The sequence below is a fragment of the Reyranella sp. GW821-FHT14A01 genome (genome assembly GCF_058803965.1).
The window spans coordinates 219,164-238,367 of the sequence record NZ_JBXAPM010000003.1 but is presented as its reverse complement, the minus strand read 5'-3'; the positions used below and the strand labels follow the sequence as shown (position 1 = coordinate 238,367).

The 19,204-nt window shown below is 66.0% G+C and carries 18 protein-coding genes; 8 read left to right on the top strand and 10 right to left on the bottom strand.

The genetic code is table 11. The annotated features are described in order from the left end of the window. Positions 1-59 precede the first annotated feature (59 nt). Both AC1ROX_RS07830 and AC1ROX_RS07825 read right to left on the bottom strand, forming a co-directional pair. Positions 60-1,436, bottom strand: coding sequence for an amidohydrolase family protein (locus AC1ROX_RS07830; protein WP_493124517.1), 1,377 nt, complete (start codon positions 1,434-1,436; stop codon positions 60-62). A 58-nt stretch (positions 1,437-1,494) separates the two neighbouring features. Continuing rightward, positions 1,495-3,063 carry an ABC transporter substrate-binding protein gene (locus AC1ROX_RS07825; RefSeq protein WP_493124105.1) on the bottom strand — a complete coding sequence of 523 codons (1,569 nt, stop codon included), beginning with the start codon at positions 3,061-3,063 and terminating at the stop codon, positions 1,495-1,497. Between the two features lie 124 nt (positions 3,064-3,187). Here AC1ROX_RS07825 and AC1ROX_RS07820 point away from each other — a divergent pair, with 124 nt between their 5' ends. The 4 genes from AC1ROX_RS07820 to AC1ROX_RS07805 all read left to right on the top strand — a co-directional run bounded on the left by AC1ROX_RS07820 (position 3,188) and on the right by AC1ROX_RS07805 (position 7,084). After that, positions 3,188-4,000 carry an enoyl-CoA hydratase/isomerase family protein gene (locus AC1ROX_RS07820; RefSeq protein ID WP_493124103.1) on the top strand — a complete coding sequence of 271 codons (813 nt, stop codon included), beginning with the start codon at positions 3,188-3,190 and terminating at the stop codon, positions 3,998-4,000. Positions 4,001-4,147: 147 nt separating this feature from the next. Continuing rightward, entirely contained in the window at positions 4,148-4,900 is a 753-nt protein-coding gene (locus AC1ROX_RS07815) for an SDR family oxidoreductase (RefSeq protein WP_493124101.1), read from the top strand. 13 nt (positions 4,901-4,913) lie between these two features. After that, the gene (locus AC1ROX_RS07810; protein WP_493124099.1) at positions 4,914-5,792 is read left to right on the top strand and encodes a TauD/TfdA dioxygenase family protein; all 879 of its coding nucleotides are present in this window, start codon (positions 4,914-4,916) and stop codon (positions 5,790-5,792) included. 5 nt (positions 5,793-5,797) lie between these two features. Next, positions 5,798-7,084, top strand: a complete 1,287-nt coding sequence (locus tag AC1ROX_RS07805; protein WP_493124097.1) for a hypothetical protein — start codon at positions 5,798-5,800, stop codon at positions 7,082-7,084. A gap of 203 nt (positions 7,085-7,287) precedes the next feature. On the opposite strand, the gene AC1ROX_RS07800 is transcribed toward AC1ROX_RS07805, so the two are convergent. After that, positions 7,288-8,310, bottom strand: a complete 1,023-nt coding sequence (locus tag AC1ROX_RS07800) for an aldo/keto reductase (protein WP_493124095.1) — start codon at positions 8,308-8,310, stop codon at positions 7,288-7,290. A 126-nt stretch (positions 8,311-8,436) separates the two neighbouring features. On the opposite strand from AC1ROX_RS07800, the gene AC1ROX_RS07795 reads away from it, so the two are divergent. Beyond that, on the top strand, positions 8,437-9,417 hold the full coding sequence (locus tag AC1ROX_RS07795) for a MerR family transcriptional regulator (protein ID WP_493124093.1): 981 nt from the start codon (positions 8,437-8,439) through the stop codon (positions 9,415-9,417). On the opposite strand, the gene AC1ROX_RS07790 is transcribed toward AC1ROX_RS07795, so the two are convergent. Next, positions 9,414-10,628, bottom strand: coding sequence for an acyl-CoA dehydrogenase family protein (locus AC1ROX_RS07790; protein ID WP_493124091.1), 1,215 nt, complete (start codon positions 10,626-10,628; stop codon positions 9,414-9,416). The two genes, AC1ROX_RS07795 and AC1ROX_RS07790, sit on opposite strands and share 4 nt — an antisense overlap. Before the next feature lie 132 nt (positions 10,629-10,760). Beyond that, positions 10,761-11,972 carry an acyl-CoA dehydrogenase family protein gene (locus tag AC1ROX_RS07785; protein WP_493124089.1) on the bottom strand — a complete coding sequence of 404 codons (1,212 nt, stop codon included), beginning with the start codon at positions 11,970-11,972 and terminating at the stop codon, positions 10,761-10,763. Between the two features lie 100 nt (positions 11,973-12,072). Here AC1ROX_RS07785 and AC1ROX_RS07780 point away from each other — a divergent pair, with 100 nt between their 5' ends. After that, complete coding sequence (locus tag AC1ROX_RS07780; RefSeq protein WP_493124087.1) at positions 12,073-13,401, top strand: NAD(P)/FAD-dependent oxidoreductase; 1,329 nt, start codon at positions 12,073-12,075, stop codon at positions 13,399-13,401. 1 nt (position 13,402) lies between these two features. Here AC1ROX_RS07780 and AC1ROX_RS07775 read toward each other — a convergent pair whose 3' ends face one another. From AC1ROX_RS07775 to AC1ROX_RS07755, 5 genes are read right to left on the bottom strand one after another with little or no spacing between them, the layout of a single operon-like run. After that, positions 13,403-13,849: a cupin domain-containing protein gene (locus tag AC1ROX_RS07775; RefSeq protein WP_493124085.1), complete on the bottom strand. Its 447-nt coding sequence runs from the start codon at positions 13,847-13,849 to the stop codon at positions 13,403-13,405. Beyond that, positions 13,846-14,706: an alpha/beta fold hydrolase gene (locus AC1ROX_RS07770; protein ID WP_493124083.1), complete on the bottom strand. Its 861-nt coding sequence runs from the start codon at positions 14,704-14,706 to the stop codon at positions 13,846-13,848. The genes AC1ROX_RS07775 and AC1ROX_RS07770 overlap by 4 nt, the downstream gene beginning before the upstream one ends. Then, on the bottom strand, positions 14,703-15,197 hold the full coding sequence (locus tag AC1ROX_RS07765) for a GNAT family N-acetyltransferase (protein ID WP_493124081.1): 495 nt from the start codon (positions 15,195-15,197) through the stop codon (positions 14,703-14,705). Before AC1ROX_RS07765 ends, AC1ROX_RS07770 begins: the two co-directional genes overlap by 4 nt. Before the next feature lie 23 nt (positions 15,198-15,220). Then, the gene (locus AC1ROX_RS07760) at positions 15,221-15,892 is read right to left on the bottom strand and encodes a glutathione S-transferase family protein (protein ID WP_493124079.1); all 672 of its coding nucleotides are present in this window, start codon (positions 15,890-15,892) and stop codon (positions 15,221-15,223) included. 28 nt (positions 15,893-15,920) lie between these two features. Next, the gene (locus AC1ROX_RS07755) at positions 15,921-16,889 is read right to left on the bottom strand and encodes a Bug family tripartite tricarboxylate transporter substrate binding protein (protein WP_493124077.1); all 969 of its coding nucleotides are present in this window, start codon (positions 16,887-16,889) and stop codon (positions 15,921-15,923) included. A gap of 154 nt (positions 16,890-17,043) precedes the next feature. Here AC1ROX_RS07755 and AC1ROX_RS07750 point away from each other — a divergent pair, with 154 nt between their 5' ends. Then, entirely contained in the window at positions 17,044-17,352 is a 309-nt protein-coding gene (locus tag AC1ROX_RS07750) for an EthD family reductase (protein WP_493124075.1), read from the top strand. An 87-nt stretch (positions 17,353-17,439) separates the two neighbouring features. Further along, on the top strand, positions 17,440-19,131 hold the full coding sequence (locus tag AC1ROX_RS07745; RefSeq protein WP_493124073.1) for an amidase family protein: 1,692 nt from the start codon (positions 17,440-17,442) through the stop codon (positions 19,129-19,131). Positions 19,132-19,204 lie beyond the last annotated feature (73 nt).

Genomic DNA, 19,204 nt, shown 5'->3' with positions numbered 1-19,204 from the left:
GAAGCAGGGAGAAACGAGACAGCGATAGAGCCGCACCACGGGGCTACCCCGCTCCAATACTAAGGCAAAGCGTCGGGCGAGAAGCCTGCCGGCGGCTTGAAGCGCGTCTTGAACGTCCGCGACCAGGCCTCGTTGGCGATGCCCTGGGCGTCGCGCAGAATGTTCTCCTCGTCCATCGTCAGGACCGCGCCGTCCTTCATCAGCCACTTGCCGTCGACCATCACCGACTGCACGTCGCGGGCCTGGCCGTTGTGCACGAAGTCGGAGACGACGCGCAGCACCGGGATCAGGTGGGCGCGCTGCAGGTCGATCACGACGAGGTCGGCCTTGTTGCCCGGCGCCAGCCAGCCGCCGTCGGGAACGCCCAGCGCCCGATAGCCGTTGCGCGTCGCCCAGCGCAGCGCCCGCTCGGGCGTCGGCTCGCGGCCGTCCTCGCGGCGCACGCGCTCCATGAACAGGCCGGTGCGCATCACCTCGACCATGTCCTCGGCCATGTTGTCGGAGCCCATGCCGACGTTGCAGCCGTACTTTTCGAGATCGGCGACTCGCGGGCTGAGACCGCGGCGCGCGGCGATGGCGGAGTTGAACGAGACGTTGACCTTGGCCTCGCCTAAAAGATTCTCCTCCGACGGCTCCATGCAGCGGCAATGGGCGCAGATGATGCGGTCGTTGAGGAAGCCGAGATCGGCCAGGTACTCCGTCGGCAGGCGGTTGCGATGGGCGCGGACGGCGGCCACCTCGCCCCAGATCTGGTTGAGATGGATGGTGATACGCGTGTCGAGCTGCTTCTGCAGCGCGCTCAGGTCCTGCAGCAGCTCGGGCGAGCACATGTCGGGCGCCCAGGCCGAGATGGCGATGCGCATCCGCCCGTCGGCCTTGCCGTTCCAGTCGCGATGGTTCCGCTCGATGTTCTTGATGTGGTTCTGCCCCAGCGCCCGGTCGAGCTGGTACGGGGCCGGATCGCCGATCGAGGTGCCGATACGGTCATAGGCGCGCTCGGCCAGCAGGAAGCGCATGCCGGTGTCGGCCAGCGCGCCGGCATAGTGGTCGACATCGTTGGAATCCTCAAGCACATGCGTCGTGCCGCTGCGCAGCGCCTCCAGAGCGCCGAGCAACGCGAAGGCGCGGCGCTCGTCGGGCGTCATGTCGGGCAGCGGGATCGGCGACAGGCCGCCGGTGAAAGGCGGCTTGTGCGAGGGCGACAGGTCCTCGAACACGCCGCGCGCCAGGGTCATGGTGAAATGCGTGTGGATGTTGGCGAAGCCCGGCATCACGAGCTTGCCGCTGCCGTCGATCTTCTCGGCATCGGGATAGCTTGCCAGCATCTCGGCGCTGGGCCCGATCGCAGCGATGCGATCGCCCTCGATGGCGATGGCGGCGTTGTAATGAACGCTGTCCGCATCGTCGACGGTGACGATGGCGGCGTTGTGAATCACGATGGTCAACGTTTCCCCCTTTGACGTCTTGTCTGCAGCCGCCTCTGCAGTCAGCGGCCTACTGCTTCTTCTTCATGTTCCAGAACATCGGCACCGGCCCCGCCAGCTGATCGGTGATCGTGGTGCGCATCGCGACAGGCATGATGTACTGGCCGAGATTGGCGTACATCGGATACTCCGACGCGCGCACCTGGATGGCAACCGCCAGCTCCTTGCGGTCGGCATCGGTCGTCGCGCGGGAGAAGGCATCGCGCAGCTTCTCCATCTGCGGATCGCACGGCCAGCCGACATTGGCCTTCTCGCAGGTCGCGGCGATGTAGGACATCATGATCGGATCGAGCAGGTCGGCCGACACCCAGGTGGTGATAAAGGCGTGCCAGCCGCCCTTGTCCGGCGCCTCCTTGCGTGTGCGGCGCGACAGCACGGTCTGCCAATCCATCGCCTGCATGTCGACGGTGAAGCCACCCCGCTCCAGCAGCGACTTGACGATCGGCGTCAGCCGGCCGGTCTGGGTGTCGGTCGCGAAGAGCAGAACGACGGGCGTGCCGTCATAGCCTTCCTGCTTCAGGATCTCCTTCGACTTGGCGAAGTCGGAGTTCATCTTGTCCTCGAAGCCCTTGTCGGTGGCGTAGGTGGTGCCGCAGATGAACAGCGCCTTGCATTCCTTGTAGTACTTCTCGTCGCCGAAACCCGCGATCAGGAAGTCCTTTTGGTTCAGCGCATAGAGTGCGGCCTGACGAATCTTCGCATTGTCGAACGGCTTGTGCAGCGTGTTGAAGCGGAGGTTCATTTGGCCGCCCAACTTGTTGTAGTTGCCGATGACGATGTTCTTGTCCTTTGCCAAGAGCGGCAGCAGCTCGATCTCGGGCTGGTCGATATAGTCGATCTCGCCGCTCAGCAGCGCGTTCACCGCGGTCTGGGCGTCGGTGATGTTGAGCCATTCGACCCTGTCGACGTTCACGACCTTGCCGCCGGCCAGACCCGACGCGGGTTCGGCGCGCGGCTTGTAGTCCTTGAATTTGTCGTAGACGGTCTTCTCGCCCGGCCGCCACAGGTCCTTGCGGAAGACGAAGGGACCGGAGCCCGTCGGATCGCTGATCTGCACGTTGTTGGGCGTGTCGGCCACGCGCTTGGGCATGATGAAGGGCACGGTGGAGCTCGGCTTGCCGAGCGACTCCAGCACCAGGCCGTAGGGCTCGGTCAGCACCATGGTGAAGCTCTTGTCGTCGACCGGTTTCAGCTCCTTCACCAGCGAGAAGAGCTTCTGGCCCATCGCGTCCTTGGGCGCCCAGCGCTGCAGCGAGGCGATGCAGTCGGCGGAGGTGACGGGCGCGCCGTCGTGGAACTTGAGCCCGTCGCGCAGGGTGAAGGTGTAGGTCAGCTTGTCGTCGCTGATATTCCACCCTTCGAGCATCTGCGGCTTGACCGCGAGGTTCTCGTCCATGGCCAGCAAGGTGTCATAGACCATGTAGCCGTAGTTGCGGACGTTGTAGGCCGAGGTCCAGATCGGATCGATGATCTTGATGTCCGCATGCATGACCGCGCGGATGGTCTGCGCCTGGCCTTGAGCAGAAAGCGAAAGCAGCGCCGTCGCCGCGGCCCCGATTGCCCACTTCATCGCCCGCATGATCGCCCCCACTGTTTTCCCGCGTTGCAGTCAGGACGCAATCGGCATGCCATTTTCTCGATGCGGACAGGGAGCTTGGGGTGCCGGATCGCCGTGCTAACCTCCAGCCAACGGAGGAAAGCCCATGTCCGACTGGCAAAATCGCTACCAGCGCCTGCTGTTCGACCGCCCGCATCCCAAGGTGCTGAGGGTCACCATGAACCGGCCCGAGAAATACAATGCGACGGACGCGATCATGCATCGCGAGCTGGTCGACGTATGGCGCGACATCGACGGTGACGACACGGTCAACTGCGTCATCATCCAGGGCGCCGGCGGCAAGGTTTTCTCGGCCGGCGGCGACTTCGACATCATCGAAAAGAACATGAAGGACCACAACGCGCTGCTACGTACCTGGAAGGAAGCGCGCGACATCGTCTACAACGTGATCAACTGCTCGAAGCCGATCGTCAGCACCATCCGCGGTCCTGCCGTCGGTGCGGGCCTCGTCGCCGGCATCCTGGCCGACGTCTCGATCGCCTCGAAGAAGGCCAAGATCATCGACGGCCACACCCGTCTCGGTGTCGCCGCCGGAGACCATGCCTGCATCGTCTGGCCCCTGCTCTGCGGCATGGCCAAGGCCAAGTACTATCTGCTGCTCTGCGAGGCGATCGACGGTGAAGAAGCCGAGCGTATCGGCCTGGTCTCGCTCTGCGTGGAGGACGAGCAACTCGAAGCCAAGGGGCTGGAGGTCGCGACCAAGCTGGCGGAAGGCGCGCAGACCTCGATCCGCTTCACCAAGTACGCGCTGAACAACTGGCTGCGCATGATGGGCCCGACCTTCGACACCTCGCTCGGCCTCGAGATGCTGGGCTTCGTCGGCCCCGACGTGAAGGAGGGCCTCGCCTCGCACCTGGAGAAGCGCAAGCCGAAATTCGATCCCTATTCACCGATCTGACCAACCGAGGAAGGATCCCTCGCTACGCTCGGGATGACACGATCGGGGAGTTACGCAGTGCGTCGATGCAGAGAACGGTGTCATCCTGAGCGCAGCGAAGGATCCTTCTCTTCACTGCGCTCACGATGATGCCGGAGGTTTAGGAGTATGCGCGGACTCGAAGGAAAAAGCGTCATCGTGACCGGCGGTGCGGGCGCTATTGGCAGCGCCATCTGTCGCCGCTTCGCGGGTTACGGCGCCCGTGTCGGCGTGTTCGACAAGAACCTCGACGGCGCGAAGAGGCTCGCCGAAGCGATCGGTGGCCACGCATGCGGCGTCGACATTGCGGACTACGCAGCGGTCGGTGCCGCAATTGCCGACTTCGAAGCCAAGGCCGGTCCAACCGACATCCTGGTGAACAACGCCGGCTGGGACCGTTTCGCCAACTTCGTCGACACCACGCCCGACCTCTGGGACCAGCTCATCGCCATCAACCTGCGCGGACCGCTCAACATGAGCCACTTCGTGCTGAAGGGCATGGTGGCGCGCGGCGGCGGCCGCATCGTCAACATCGCCTCGGATGCCGGCAGGGTCGGCTCCTCGCAGGAAGCGGTCTATTCCGCCTGCAAGGGCGGCATCATCGCCTTCACCAAGACGGTGGCGCGCGAGGTCGCGCGCAAGGGCATCACCCTGAACGCCGTCTGCCCTGGCCCGACCGACACGCCGCTGCTAGCGGCCGTCGCCGGCGACGACGAGCGCGGCCAGAAGGTGCGGGCGGCACTTGTGAGTGCCATTCCGATGAAAAGGGTCGGCCAGCCGGAGGACATTCCCGGCGCCGTCTGTTTCCTGGCAAGCGACGACGCGAGTTTCATCACCGGTCAGACAATCAGCGTCTCCGGTGGCCTCACCATGCACGGATGAAGGAGCGTTCCCGATGAGCGAATTGTGGATCCAGCCGACCGGTGCGGCGCTCGCCGCCGACGTGCACGGCGTCGACCTCTCCAAGCCGGTCAGCGACGCGGTCTTTGCCCGCATCGCCGAGGCCTGGGGCGAACATCTGGTGCTGCGCTTCTCCGGCCAGAAACTCGACGACCGTATGCTGATGCAGTTCAGCGCCCGCTTTGGCGAGCTCGACCGGGTGCCGATCTCGGCCGCCAGCCTCGACCGCGCGAACTCTGACGTGATCGACGAAGCCCGCGAATGGGTGGCCGTCATCGCCAGTGTCAAGAAGGACGGCAAGGCGGTCGGCAGCCTCGGCAGCTACGAGCTCGTCTGGCACACCGACATGTCCTACAATACGCTGCCGCCGCGCGCCTCCCTGCTCTACGCGCTCGAAGTGCCGGCCGACGGCGGCAATACCGGCTTCCTCAACATGTACGCGGCCTACGAGACTCTGTCGCCCGAGCTGAAGCGCGCGATCGAGGGCAAGACCTGCATCCACGATTCCAGCCGTAACTCGGCCGGCGAACTGCGCAAGGGCTTCCAGAGCACGATCGATGTTCGTCACACACCGGGCGCCGTGCATCCCCTCGTCCGCCTGCATCCCGTCACCGGCCGCAAGGCGCTGTTCCTCGGCCGCCGGCCCGGTGCCTATATCCATGGGCTCGAGGTCGAGGAGAGCGAGGTGCTGCTCGATGCGATCTGGGCCCACGCCACGCAGGAGAAGTTCGCCTGGTACCAGAAGTGGCGCGCCGGCGACCTGGTGATGTGGGACAATCGCTGCGTCATGCACCGCCGCGACGCCTTCGACGAGAGCCTGCGCCGGCTGATGCACCGCACGCAGATCGTGGGCGAGACCGTGATGGCGGGATGACCGCCATGAAGCTCCTGCTCCTCGCGTCCGGGCTTCTGCTGCTACCCGTCGCCGCCTTCGCCGCGCCCGATGCCGCGCAGACGGCGGCGATCTGCGGCCAGCGCACGAGCTGCAAGGTCGAGAAGACCTATGACGCGGGCAAATCGCCAAACGACAGGCCGCTCTCCGTTGTCGAGATCCGCCTCGGTCTCGCCGACAAGCCCAAGGACCAGGACGAAGGCTGCATCAACGGCAATGCGCGCGACGGCGGCGTCGAATACTGGCTGCTGCAGGGCACGGCAGCACCGATGCAGGTCCTGCAGCTCTGCAACGACGGCTACGGCATGGCCGGAGTCGGCGAGGACGAGGTCCAGGTCGGTCCCAATCGCCTCGTCCATCGCCAGTATGGCGGCTCGTCGTGGCGCTGGTCGATGGACGTCACCTATTCGCTTTCACCCTTCCGCGCCGTGACCGAGCAGGACTGCAGCTACCACAATGTCTCGGAGCAGAGCGGCACGCTGACCGACATCGACTACCGGACACGGCTCGTGCGTGCGCTGGGCAAGGACAGCACCGTTCGCGACATCGGCATGGGCTGCCCGCTCTGGCCCAAGCCGCCGCAGACCTTCGCGGCCCGCACCGATGCCGAGACGGTCGGCGCCTATCCGGTGGTCGCGCCCGGCCTGCCCGGCAAGGCCACGATCCCCGCCGGCACCGCGCTCGGCAACTGCATCCCGGGCATGACGACGGCCGGCGACAATGGCTTCGTCGTCTGGGGCAACCCGGCATCGGCGGACCAGGCGGCCGAGATCAGGACGATCGGCGTCGGCAGCAACACGCTGATCGTGCAGGTCTTCGATCCGGTACCGGCCGCGGCTCCCTCCGGCGGCTCATGGATCCACCAGCCGCATCTGGAGATCTGGGTCGGCCAGAACAGCGACGAGATCAGCACCATGCTGCCGCTCGACCAAATGACCCAGACCGGCATAACTCTCGACGGCGCGGTCCATCGCGGCGTCGGCAAGGCCAGCCCGCCGCCCAAGGTCGAACGATGGACCGCGCGCGACGAACGCAGCCGGCCCGTCACCGTCCTGCGGCTCGTCTGGCCCGACGAATACGCGCTGATCAACGGCGTGACGCTCGTCTACTCACAGGCCGAGGCGGGCAAGCAGGCCCGCCTCGTCGCAACGGCGGGTTTCGCCAACAGCCGGCCGATCTACGTGCCCGACATGCTGACCTTGGCCGGCAGCCCCTCGACGTCCGACAAGGGCCTTTGCCGCGTACAGGACGGCCGCCTGATCGCGATCGAGTAGGCGTCGATCTCATGGAGCGCGCAACTCCAGTGGCGCTCGCTCTCGATTACCCGCGAGGACTGAGCGCCACTGGAGTGGCGCGCTCCATTGATCCGTCAACGCACCGAGACACGTGATTCAGGAGCCGTCGCCTCCGATTCATTTGTTTCGTTTATTTCCTTTGTTTCGTTTACGCGCCAGGACTCCGACTTTTCGACAGCCTGCTAATCCTTCTTCATCCCCGGCATCTTCAAGGCACCGGCGCGTCGTGCCGGCATCGGATCCTCGAAGGCCCGCGGGTACTTGTGGGGCTGGGTCGAGACCTTGTTCAGCTTGTCAAGCGCGTCGGCGGGCAAGCGCCAGCCACCGGCCTTCAACGTCTCGCCGAGCTGCTCGGCATTGCGGGCGCCGACGATGGCGCTTGTCATGAAGGGCTGGTCCATCACCCAGCGCAGCGCGACCTCGGCCGGCGGCTTGCCGAGTTCCTTCGCGGTGTCGAGCAGGGTCTGCAGGATCTCGCCGTGGTTGGGCGCAAAGAACTTGCTCTGGAATCCCCAGCCCTCGGCCGAGCGGCTGCCCTGGACCTTGAGATTGCCCGGCGTGTACTTGCCGGCGAGATAGCCGCTGCCGAGCGGCGACCAGGCCACGCAGCCCAGCCCCTTGAGCTGCAGCGCCGGCACGATCTCCTCGTCGATGTCGCGGACCACGAGACTGTATTGCGGCTGGTAGGCCGAGAAGCGTTCCCAGCCCTTGGTGTCGCTGATCCACAGCGCCTCCATCAGGCGCCAGGCCTCGAAATTGGAGCAGGCGGTGTAGAGGATCTTGCCGTCGCGCACGAGATCGTCGAGCGCGCGCAGCACCTCCTCGAGCGGCGTCGCATGGTCGACGTGATGGATGAAATAGACGTCGATGTAGTCAGTCTGCAGGCGCTTCAGCGACCCCTCGATCTGCTGCTTGATGTGCAGCCGCGACATGCCCGAATCGTTGGGCCGCCCGCCCATCGGATTGAAGAACTTCGAGGCGATGATGGCGTCCTGGCGCTTACCCTTCAGCGCCACGCCCAGCATCGTCTCCGACGTGCCGCCGACATAGGAGTTCGCCGTGTCGAAGAAGGTCACGCCCGCGTCGAGCGCGGCGTTCACCATCTTCGTGGTGCCGTCCTGGTCGGCCCCGTTGCCGAAGGTCATCGTCCCGAGACAGATCTCGGAGACTTTCAGGCCGGCGCGGCCGAGATTGCGGTAGTCCATGTCGCTGTATCCTCGATTGGTTTCGTCGATTGTGCCCCACTTAGCTGCCGCTGTGGACGGAAAAGCCTGTTGACCCGGCCCTTGGGGCTGCCTTCATAAGGTTGCGATCGACGAATGAGGTGGATCGTGAATGTCTCCGGCGAATTCCTGAATGCATCCGACGCCGCGCGGCGTCTCGGCATCTCCGCCAAGGCCCTGCGGCTCTACGAGCAGCGCGGCCTTCTTGCCCCTGTGCGCTCGGAAGCCGGCTGGCGTGCCTATGGTCCGAAGGACATGGAGCGGGCGTCGGAAATCGTCGCCCTGCGCGCGTTGGGCTTCAGCCTGGCGCAGGTGGCGCGCGTGCTGAACGGTGATGCGAAGGGCCTCGAGCCCGCACTGGCCGCCCACCAGGCGACCCTCGAAGCGCGCCTTCGCGAGCTGGTCGCGGCGATGGATCGGGTGCGCGATCTGCGCAGCGACCTCGCGCGCGGCGACGCGCCGACCGCGACCGATCTCGCCCGCAAGCTTGCACCGACGCCCGGGCTCCACGTCGCCTTCGAGCTCCCCTGGCCCTGGGGTGGCGAGCTCTTCGAGCTACGCGACATCCGCCCCCTCACCTACATCACCGGACCACTGGGCAGCGGCAAGACGCGGCTGGCGATGCGGATCGCCGAAGAACTCGGTGGTGTCTTCCTCGGCCTCGACCGCACAGCCGATCCGTCATTGTTGTGGAAGATCGAACCGATGGTCGCCCTGCTCGAGCAGGACGGCGCGACCGACTCTTCGGCCCTGCAGGCGCTTCTGAGCGGCCTCGAAACATCGAAGCCCATCGTCGTCGATCTGATCGAACAAGGACTCGACAAGCCGACACAGGAAGCGCTGATCGCCCACCTGCGCCGCCGCGGCCCCGGCACGCCGCCGCTCTTCGTGATGACGCGGTCCAACTCGATCCTGGATCTCGACGCGATCGGGCTCGACGAAGCGATCCTCTTCTGCCCCGCCAACCACGCGCCACCCTTCCGCGTCACACCTCACCCCGGCAGGCCGGGCTACGAAGCGCTGGCCTTGTGCCTCGCATCGCCCGAAGTCAGGGCGCGCACGGAAGGCGTCGTTGCGATACGCCGCTAGAGGCCGAGCATCGCCTTGGCGAGCACGTTGCGCTGCACTTCAGACGAGCCGCCGTAGATCGTGGTCTTGCGGGTGTTGAAGTAGCGCGGCGAGACGTCGTCGACATATTCGCCGCCGACTGGCACGACGTTGCTGTCGTAGTTGCGCAGCTCGGTGAAGGGCGTGCCGTACCAGCCCACAGCCTCGACCGCGAGTTCGGTCACCTTCTGCCCGACCTCGGTGCCGCGCATCTTCACCACCGAGCCCATGTTGCCCGGCGCATCGCCGGTCTTGAGGCTCGAGTAGAACATCAGCTCGTTCATCTCGACGGCGTCGATCTCCATCTCGACCGCGGCCATCTTCTCGCGCCAGTTCGGATTGGCCGACAGCGGCTCGCCGTCGGTCATCTGCTTCTTGGACAGGGTCTGGAGATGGCGGAACGCCTTGCGCAGGCGCGGACCGAAGGCCTGGCCGCCGCGCTCGAACTCGAGCAGGTACTTGGCGTAGGTCCAGCCCTTGTTCTCCTCGCCCACCAGGTTCTCGGCCGGCACCTTCACGTCGGTGAAGAAGACCTGGTTGACCTCGTGCCGCATCGGCGTGCGCGTTCCATCCACCAGGTAGATCGGGTCGAGCGTGATGCCCGGCGTCTTCATGTCGATCAGCAGGAAGGAGATACCCTCCTGGCGCTTGCCCTCGTTGGAGGTGCGGACGAGGCAGAAGATCCAGTCGGCGAAGTGGGCGTTGGTCGTCCAGATCTTCTGGCCGTTCACGAGGTAGTGGTCACCCTGGCGCTCGGCCTTGGTGCGCAAGCTCGCAAGGTCGGAACCGGAGCCCGGCTCGGAATAGCCCTGGCACCACAGTTCCTCGGCGGCGGCGATCTTGGGCAGGAAGCGCTTCTTCTGCGCGTCGCTGCCGAACTTCATCAGGACCGGCGCCACCATCTTGATGCTGAAGGACGAGAGATAAGGCGAATCGGCGCGTGCCATCTCCATCTCGAAGATGAACTTCTGCGTCGAGGTCCAGCCCGTCCCGCCATATTCCTTCGGCCAGTTCGGGCAGAGCCAGCCCCGGCTCGCCAGCTTCTTCTGCCACTGTACCAGCCGCTCCTTGGAAACGTGGCTGGTGCGGCTGCGGCGGCTCTCTTCCGCCACTTCGGCCGGCATGTTGTTGGTGATCCAGTCGCGGACTTCCTGCTGGAAGGCCAGTTCCTGATCGTTGAAGGCTAGACGCATTTCATACTCCCGTCGTCTCGACCGAAGCGCCGAAGGCGCGCAGCGGAGAGACCTCTTTTCATTCCGAAGGACAGTGACGAGGGAGACGAGACCCCTCGACTTCGCTTCGCTACGCTCGGGGTGATGCTCGGCCTAAAGGCCGAGCATCACCTTGGACATGATTCCGCGCTGCACTTCCGACGAGCCGCCGTAGATCGTCATCTTGCGGCCGTTGAAGTAACGCGGCGCCAGCACGTCGGCGCCTTCGGGGCCGATCGGCTCGACATTGGCGTTCCAGGCGCGTTGCTCGGGGAACGGCTGGCTGTAATAGCCGGCGGCCTCGACGGCGTATTCCTGGACCTGCTGCATCACCTCGGTGCCGCGCAGCTTGATCATCGATGAGAGCGGGCCCGGGTTCTGGCCCGAAGCGAGCTTGGAATAGAACTCCTGCTCGAACATCTCGAGGCCCGAGATCTCGATGTCCATGCGAGCGAGCTTCTCGCGCCAGGCCGCGTCGGCCATGATCGAGTCCTCGCCTTCCGGCATCGACTGCGCCAGCCGCTTCAGCCGCTCGAAACCGGAGCGAAGACGCGGGCTGTACGGATTGCCGCCGCGCTCGAACTCGAGCAGGTACTTGGCGTAGGTCCAGCCCTTGTTCTCCTCGCCCACGCGGTTCTCGATCGGCACCTTCACGTCGGTCAAAAAGACCGAGTTCACTTCCTGCGTGCCGGCGCGGTTGCCGTCGGCGGTGATGATCGGCTCGACCGAGATGCCCGGCGTCTTCATGTCGATCAGCAGGAAGGAGATACCCTCCTGCGGCTTGCCCTCGTTCGAGGTGCGCACCAGGCAGAAGATCCAGTCGGCGGTCTGCGCCAGGGTTGTCCAGGTCTTCTGGCCGTTCACGATGTAGAAGTCGCCCTCGCGCACCGCCTTGGTGCGCAGCGACGCCAGGTCGGAGCCCGAGCCCGGCTCGGAATAGCCCTGGCACCAGATCAGGTCGGAGTTCAGCATCGGCGGCAGGTGGCGCGCCTTCTGCTCGGCCGAGCCGTACTTCATGATCACCGGGGCGCACATCTTGGGGCCGAACGGCGAGGTGCCCGGCGCGCCGGCCTTCGCCAGCTCCATCTCGAAGATGTACTTCTGCGTCGTGGTGAAGCCCGGGCCGCCGAATTCCTTCGGCCAGCCGGTGCAGAGCCAGCCCTTCTTGGCCAGCCGCTTCTGCCAGTCGATCAGGCGCTCCTTCGGCAGATAGGCGTTCCGGCCGACCTTGATCTCGCCCACGATCTCGGGCGTCAGGTTCTCCTTCAGCCAGTCGCGCACTTCACTCTGGAAGGCGAGTTCTTCCTTGCCGAATGTCAGGTCCATTGGGGGCTCCTCTTTTGCGGCGGAAGGTACCGCGCCGGGTTCCGGCGCGTAAAGCGTGCGATACACTGTTCCGCAGCGCGTGCAGTCCCCAGGAAGGTCGATGTCCCCACCCGTCCAGCCCGTCGTCAGCGACGAGAAGCTACCCTCATCGGCAGAAATCGTGGTCATCGGCGCCGGGATCGCCGGCAGTACCGCCGCCTACTGGCTGGCGAAAAAGGGCCACAAGATCGCGTTGATCGAGAAGGGCGTGATCGGCGGCGAGCAGACCAGCCGGAACTGGGGCTGGTGCCGCCAGCAGCATCGCGACCTGCGCGAGCTGCCGCTGGCCATGAAGAGCCTGGAGATCTGGGGCGACCTTTCCCGAGAACTGGGTGCCGAGACCGGCTTTCGCCGCACCGGGCTGACTTACGTCACCGATCGCCCCGGAGATTTCGCGCTGTGGGAGGCATGGACCCTGCGTGCCCGCGAGTACCAGATGCACAGCCGGGTGCTGAGCCCTGCCGAGGCGAAGGAACTCACGCCCGGCAGTACCGGCGAGTGGATCGGCGGCGTGCACTCGCCGACCGACGGCCGCGCCGAGCCCTCGTTGGCCGGCCCCGCCATCGCCGAGGGCGCGCGCAAGCTCGGCGCCACGCTTCACCAGAACTGCGCCGCGCGCGGCCTCGACATTGCGGGCGGCAAGGTCGCGGGCGTCATCACCGAGCATGGGATCATCCGCACGCAAACGGTGCTGCTGGCCGGTGGCGCCTGGAGCTCCCTCTTCTGCCGCCGCCACGATCTGCGGCTCGCACAGGCCAGCGTGCGCTCGACCTCCTTCGCCACGGTGGCCGCGCCGGAGGTGACAGTCGGTGGCCTCTCCATGCCCGACGTCACGATCCGCCGCCGGCTCGACGGCGGATACACGGTGGGCCTGGGCGGCCGCGGCCTTGTCGAGCTGTCGCCGCAGGGCCTGCTCTACGCCCGCCAATTCTGGCCGACCTTCAAGAAGCGCCGCGCCGGGCTCACCTTCGGCATCGGCCGCTCGTTCCTCGAAGGCCCGGAGTCCTTCGCCAACTGGTCGTTCGACCTCGAATCACCGTTCGAGCGCCAGCGCACGCTCGATCCCGCTGCCGATCCCGTGTTGGTCGAGCGCGGCCTCACGCGAATGGGCGATCATTATCCCGAACTGAAGGGCCTGAAGGTGGCGCATGCCTGGGGTGGCCTGATCGATTCGACGCCCGACGGCATCCCGGTGATCTCGCCCGTCGATCCCCTGCCCGGCCTCTTCCTCTCGACCGGCTACACCGGCCACGGTTTCGGCATCGGTCCCGGCGCCGGCCGGCTCGCCGCCGACCTCATCGCCGGCGACCCGCCGATCGTCGATCCCACGCCCTTCCGCTACAGCCGCATGATCGACGGCACGGACCTCGGCGAACCGGGAATGATGTAGCTCAGTACGTCGTCCCGGTCGGTCCGTAACCCGTGATCTGCAACACGACCGGCGTGTCGCGCGTCTCGGCGAAGTGCGGGTCGGACGGTGGTTCGGTGTAGAAGCTGCCGGGCGGCAGCGCCTTCAGGGCATTGGCGTCGAACACCTTGCCGTAGCCGAAGTACCAGGTCCCGGAGATCACCGTGCCGATGCGGTCGTCGGGATGCGTGTGGGCGGCGATCCGCGTGTTGGCCGGAATTCGCAGCATGATCGTGTAGAGGCCGGGCTTGGTCGGATCGCCCTTGAGGACGACCGTCTGGATCGCGGCGATGCCCGATGTGCCCGCCCCGGCCGACGCGGCGCCCGAGAAATCGAACTCGGCCGGCGGCTTACGTTGTTGGGACGGCGGATCAGCCAGGGCACCAGTCGCAACGAGCGCCAACACCGCACCGAGAACTGCGCGCTTCATATGCCGAGGAATTTCGTCACAAGGGCGACGGTCGCCTCCGGATTCTCTTCCATGATCCAGTGGCCGGCGCTGGGCACGACGCCTTCGGTGACATCGGAAGCGGCAAAGCGCATCACGGCAGCCATCGTCAGGCCGAACGACTTCTCGCCGCCCAGCGCCAGCACCGGCATGGCGAGCTTGGTCTCGGCGAAGCGCTTGTTGTCGATCTCGTCCTGGGCGAAGGCCCCGAACTGGGCGAAGCCCGCCCGCATGCCGCCGGGCTGGGCGTAGCGCGCGGCATAGAACTGGCGCGCCGCCTCGCCGAACTTCGCCGGGTCGGCGGAGAACTCGTTCCAGAAGCGGTCGAGGTAGATGCGCTCGCGTCCCTCGACCAGCCGTTCGGCGTCCGGGCCACGGAAGTTGAAATGCCAGAGCAGCGGGTTGCGCAGGATCTGCTCCCACGGGCCGATGCCGGGCAGCGGCGCGTCGATGACGACCAGCTTCTCGACATCGTTGCGATACTGTGCGGCATAGGCATAGGCGACCATGTTGCCGATATCGTGGGCGACGATGGCGGCGCGGCCGACGCCGAGGGTCTGCAATACCGTGCGGATATCCTGTGCCTGGGTGGCCTTGTCGTAGCCCGACTCCGGCTTGGACGAGAGGCCGAGCCCGCGCAGGTCCGGCGCAATCACCGTCCGCTTCGCCATGAGGGCGGCGGCCATCGGCCCCCACATCTCGCTGGTCTCGCCGTAGCCGTGCAGCAGCAGGACTGCAGGTCCCTTGCCTCCCACCCACACGTGAATGTCTGCACCCTTCGTCGCGATCTGCTGCGCACGAAACCCGGCCGGCAGCGCCGGTACGCTCGATTCGGTCATGAAACCGATGTGCGCTCGCCTGCCGTCGATGTCGAGCGACAATAAATGTTCAGCGCATGCTTGCCGACATTGCTCTCCAACTGAATCCAGCCGCGCGTCGAATAGAAGCCGTGCATGCGCGGACGCGCGGAAAGATAGACGGTCGGAACATCCAGCGCGCCGCAGCGCCGGATGCCCTCTTCCAGGAACGCAGCGGCAATGCCGTGCCCACGCATCTCCTCGTCGACCCAGACGGCGGCGATCCATGGCGTGAGCGCCGGCCGCGCGTCCTCGTCGTTCTCGATGACCAGCGTGTTGCCGCACAGCGTGCCGTCGATCTCGGCCACCATGGCGAACGGGATCGGCGTCGTGGCCTTCAGCAACCCGTCGAGGCCGGTACGGATTTGCGCGTAGGAGGTGCCGTACGGCTCCCAGAAAGCCTTCCAGATCCGCGTCGCCACACCGTCTGCATGATGCAGACGGTCGCGCAGATCGTGGATTTCAAAGCCCATCCGTCATTCCCGACGATAATGCGTCAGGCGACCTTCTTGCCCAGATGCGGGAACATCGCGAGCCGGGCGGCTTCGTCCATCTCCGTCTTGAACGTGTGCCTGTCCTTCAGGGCGAGCGCACGCGCCGCAGCCGGCCGTGCACCGATCTCGGCGAGATGGCGCTGCAGGTTGGGATACTGTTTGGGGGCCTCGGCGCCCAACACGAAGGGAATCAGCCGCGACCAGCCCCAGACGGCCATGTCGACGATGCTGTAGTCGCCGCACATGAACTGCTGCTTGCCCAGCCGCGCCTCGAGGATGCCCCAGTGGCGCTGAGCCTCGAATGTGTAGCGGTTGACGGCATATTCCTTGGGATCTGGCGCGAAGGTGCGGAAGTGCACGGCCTGGCCGGAGTAAGGGCCGATGCCGGTCGCCACGAACATCAGCCAGGAGAGCATCTCGCCGCGATTCGCCGGCAGGAATTTGCCGGTCTTTTCGGCGAGGTAGAGAAGGATCGCGTTGCTGTCGAACACCGTCTGGCCGTCATCGACGATGGCCGGGACCTTGGCGTTCGGGTTGATCGCCAAGAATTCCGGCGCGTGCTGTTCGCCCTTGCGGGTATCGACCGGGACGAGCTCGTACGGCAGGCCCATCTCTTCGAGGCAGAGCGCGACCTTGGTCGGGTTCGGCGCGGTGTTCCAATAGAACTTGATCATCACTCTCTCCGTCTTTCCTTGTCGTTCGCTACTCCGGCTTGGCACCGGACTGCTTGATGATGGGATCCCAGAAGGCCATCTGGTCGTCGTAGAATTTCTTGGCCTGTTCCGGCGTCGACTGCACCAGCTCGATGGCGAGCTCGTCGGCCTTCTTGATCATATCGGGCTGCTTCAGCGCCTGGTTGAAGGCGGCGTTCAGCTTGTCGATGATCGGGCGCGGCGTCTTGGCCGGCGCATAGACCGCGTACCAGGTGTTGATCGAGTAATCGAAGCCCGTCGCCTCCTTGATCGTCGGCACGTCCGGGAGCTGCGGCAGGCGCTTGTCGGCGGCGACGCCCAGCACCCTCACCTTGCCGCCGTCGATGAAGCCCTTGCTCGACTGCAAGGTGTCGATCTGGAAGCCGTGGCGGCCGGCGATCATGTCGACCATGCCGGGCGCCGAGCCGCGATAGGGCACGTGCAGCGCGTCGCCGCCGGCGCGCGTCGCGAACAGGTAGCTGGCGAGATGGATCATCCCGCCATTGCCCGACGAGGCGTAGGAATACTTGCCCGGGTCCTTGCGCAGCATGCTGACGAGTTCGGTCGTGCTCTTGGCGCCGTCCATCGGCGTCAGCAGGATGAGCGGCACGCTGGCGACATAGGCGATGGCCGCCAGCCCGTTCACCGGATCGTAGCCCAGCGTCTTGCCATAGAGCGCCGGCGCCATTGCCATGGTCGAGGCGCTGAAGCAGATCGTGTAGCCGTCGGGCTTGGCGTCTGCGACCATGGCCGTCCCGATATTGCCGGTCGCGCCCGGCTTGTTCTCGACCACGACCTGCTGGCCCAGGATCTCCGAGATGCGCGGCGCCAGCAGGCGGCCCACCACATCGGTCGGTCCGCCCGCGGCAAACGGGATGATCATGCGAATCGGCTTGTCGGGATAGGTCTGCGCGGCGACAGGCGTCGCCAAGACCGTGGCCGCGAGCGCAGCGAGCGCGCCCCGTCGTGTGAATTTCATCGTTTCCCCCTATTCAACTTGTATCGAGTTTAGGACGGTACAGGCGTCATGCAATGGAGGCAGGTCGCGTGGCGAACCTCACGATGCTGCGAGGAGCGGTTGACTGTAACGGGCATGAGTCAGTCAGATGCGCTACCCAAGGGGGAGAAAGCTGATGGCAAAGGTCGTGGTCCTCTACAACAAGCCCGCTGACGTGGCGGCCTTCGACGCTCACTACTTCGGCAAGCACGTCCCGCTGGCCAAGACGATCCCGGGCCTCCGTTCCTACGAGGTCAACGACGGTCCGGTCGGCACGCCGCAAGGTCCTGCTCCCTATCACCTGGTGGCGATCCTGACCTTCGACTCGATGGCGGCAATCGGGGCAGCCTTCGCTTCCAAGGAAGGCCAGGCGACGGCCGGCGACCTTGCGAACTTCGCCCAGGCCGGCGCCCAGCTCCTGATGCTCGACACCCGCGAGGTCTGAACGCGGCGAACCGCGACGCGGGGCATCCGCATCCTGTAAAGATGCAGATGCCGCAAATCTTGGCGGCGAAAACCACAGGTGATTGCCGTGACCGAACCGACCAAGGGCGCTCGCCCGCCGAGCGATAGCGGCCTCAAGCGTCGCGAGGTCGCGCTGATGCCGGTCGTGCTGGGCGCGGTGGCGGCGGGAACGGCGTCGGCACAGTCCGCGATCGCCGTCGACAATGCCTCGCTGTCGGACCTGCAGGAGGCCCTGACGCAGGGCCGCGTCACGTCGAGCGAGCTGACCCGGGCCTACCTTGCCCGCATCGAGGCCTACGACCGGCAGGGCCCGGGCCTCAACTCGGTGCGGGTGACCAATCCCGACGCCCTGACGATCGCCGCCGGCCTCGACGCCGTGAAGCCGTCGGCCAGCCAGCCGCTCGCGGGCCTGCCGATCCTGGTGAAGGACAATATCGCCACCGGCGACAAGCAGCCCACCACCGCGGGCTCGCTGGCCCTCGATGGCGCCCATGCCAAGGACGACGCGCCCGTGATCAAGCGGCTGCGCGACGCCGGCGCGGTGATCCTGGGCAAGGCGAACCTCACCGAGTTCGCCAACGTCCTCGCGGTCGGCATGCCGTCGGGCTACAGCTCGATCGCCGGTTATGTGCGGAACCCCTACTCGCCCCGGCTGATGGCCAATGAGGCACCGGCGGTCCTGCCCGGCGGCTCGAGTGCCGGCTCCGCCGTCGCCGTCGCGGCCGGCCTCTGCGCCGCTTCCATCGGCACCGAAACCTCGGGCTCGCTACTCAGCCCCGCCACCCAGAACGGCCTCGTCACGGTGAAGCCGACGGTTGGCCTGATCAGCCGCAGCGGCATCATCCCGATCTCGCACAGCCAGGACACGGCCGGTCCGATGACCCGTACCGTGCGCGATTCGGCGATCCTGCTGAACGTGCTGGCGGCACGCGATCCGGACGATCCGGCGACGCTGTTGCTGCAGCGACCTCAGGACTACACTACGGACCTCGACAAGGACGGCTTGAAGGGCGCGCGCATCGGCGTGCCGAGCGACCCGGACGATCCGCTCAACGATCCGTTCTTTGGCCCGCTGTCCTTGCGCGCAAAGGAAGTGATGGCCCAGGCGATCAAGGTGCTGGAGGGCCTCGGCGCCACGGTCGTGCGCGCGGCCATTCCGGCGGCCGGCTGGATCGGCGGGCCGGGCACGACCATGCCGGTGCTCAATCGCAATCCGCTCAGCCCCGGCAAGGGCACGCCAGGTCCTGCATCCATCGTCTTCCTCTACGAGCTGAAGCGCGACTTGAACCTCTACCTGCGCGACTGGGCGACCCGTACACAGATGAAGATGATGGCCGAAATCATCGCCTTCAACGCGGACAACGCCGACAAGGCGCTGCGTTACGGCCAGGACCTGTTCCTGGCCGCCGAGGCCACCAGAGGCGATCTCTCGGAACTGGAATACAAGTCGGCGCGCGCGATGGATCTCATGGCCGCCAAGGAGCGCGGCATGGATGCCTATATGAGCCAGCACCGGCTCGACGCCGTGCTGTTCCCCGGCGCCAGCGGCTCCGCGATCGCCGCCAAGCCGGGCTATCCCAGCGTGCAGGTGCCGGCCGGCTTCGTCTCCGGCGTCGGCAAGACGGAGACGCCGGACTATCCGCTGGGCCTCACCTTCGCCGGCCGCGCCTGGAGCGAGGCCAAGCTGCTGCGCCTTGCCTATGCCTACGAACAGGCGACGCAGGCGCGCCGTCCGCCGCCGGATCTGCCGGCGCTGTAAGAGCCTCATTGGAGCGCGCAACTCCAGTTGCGCTCATACCTTCACTGGCGGGATTTCATGAGCGCAACTGGAG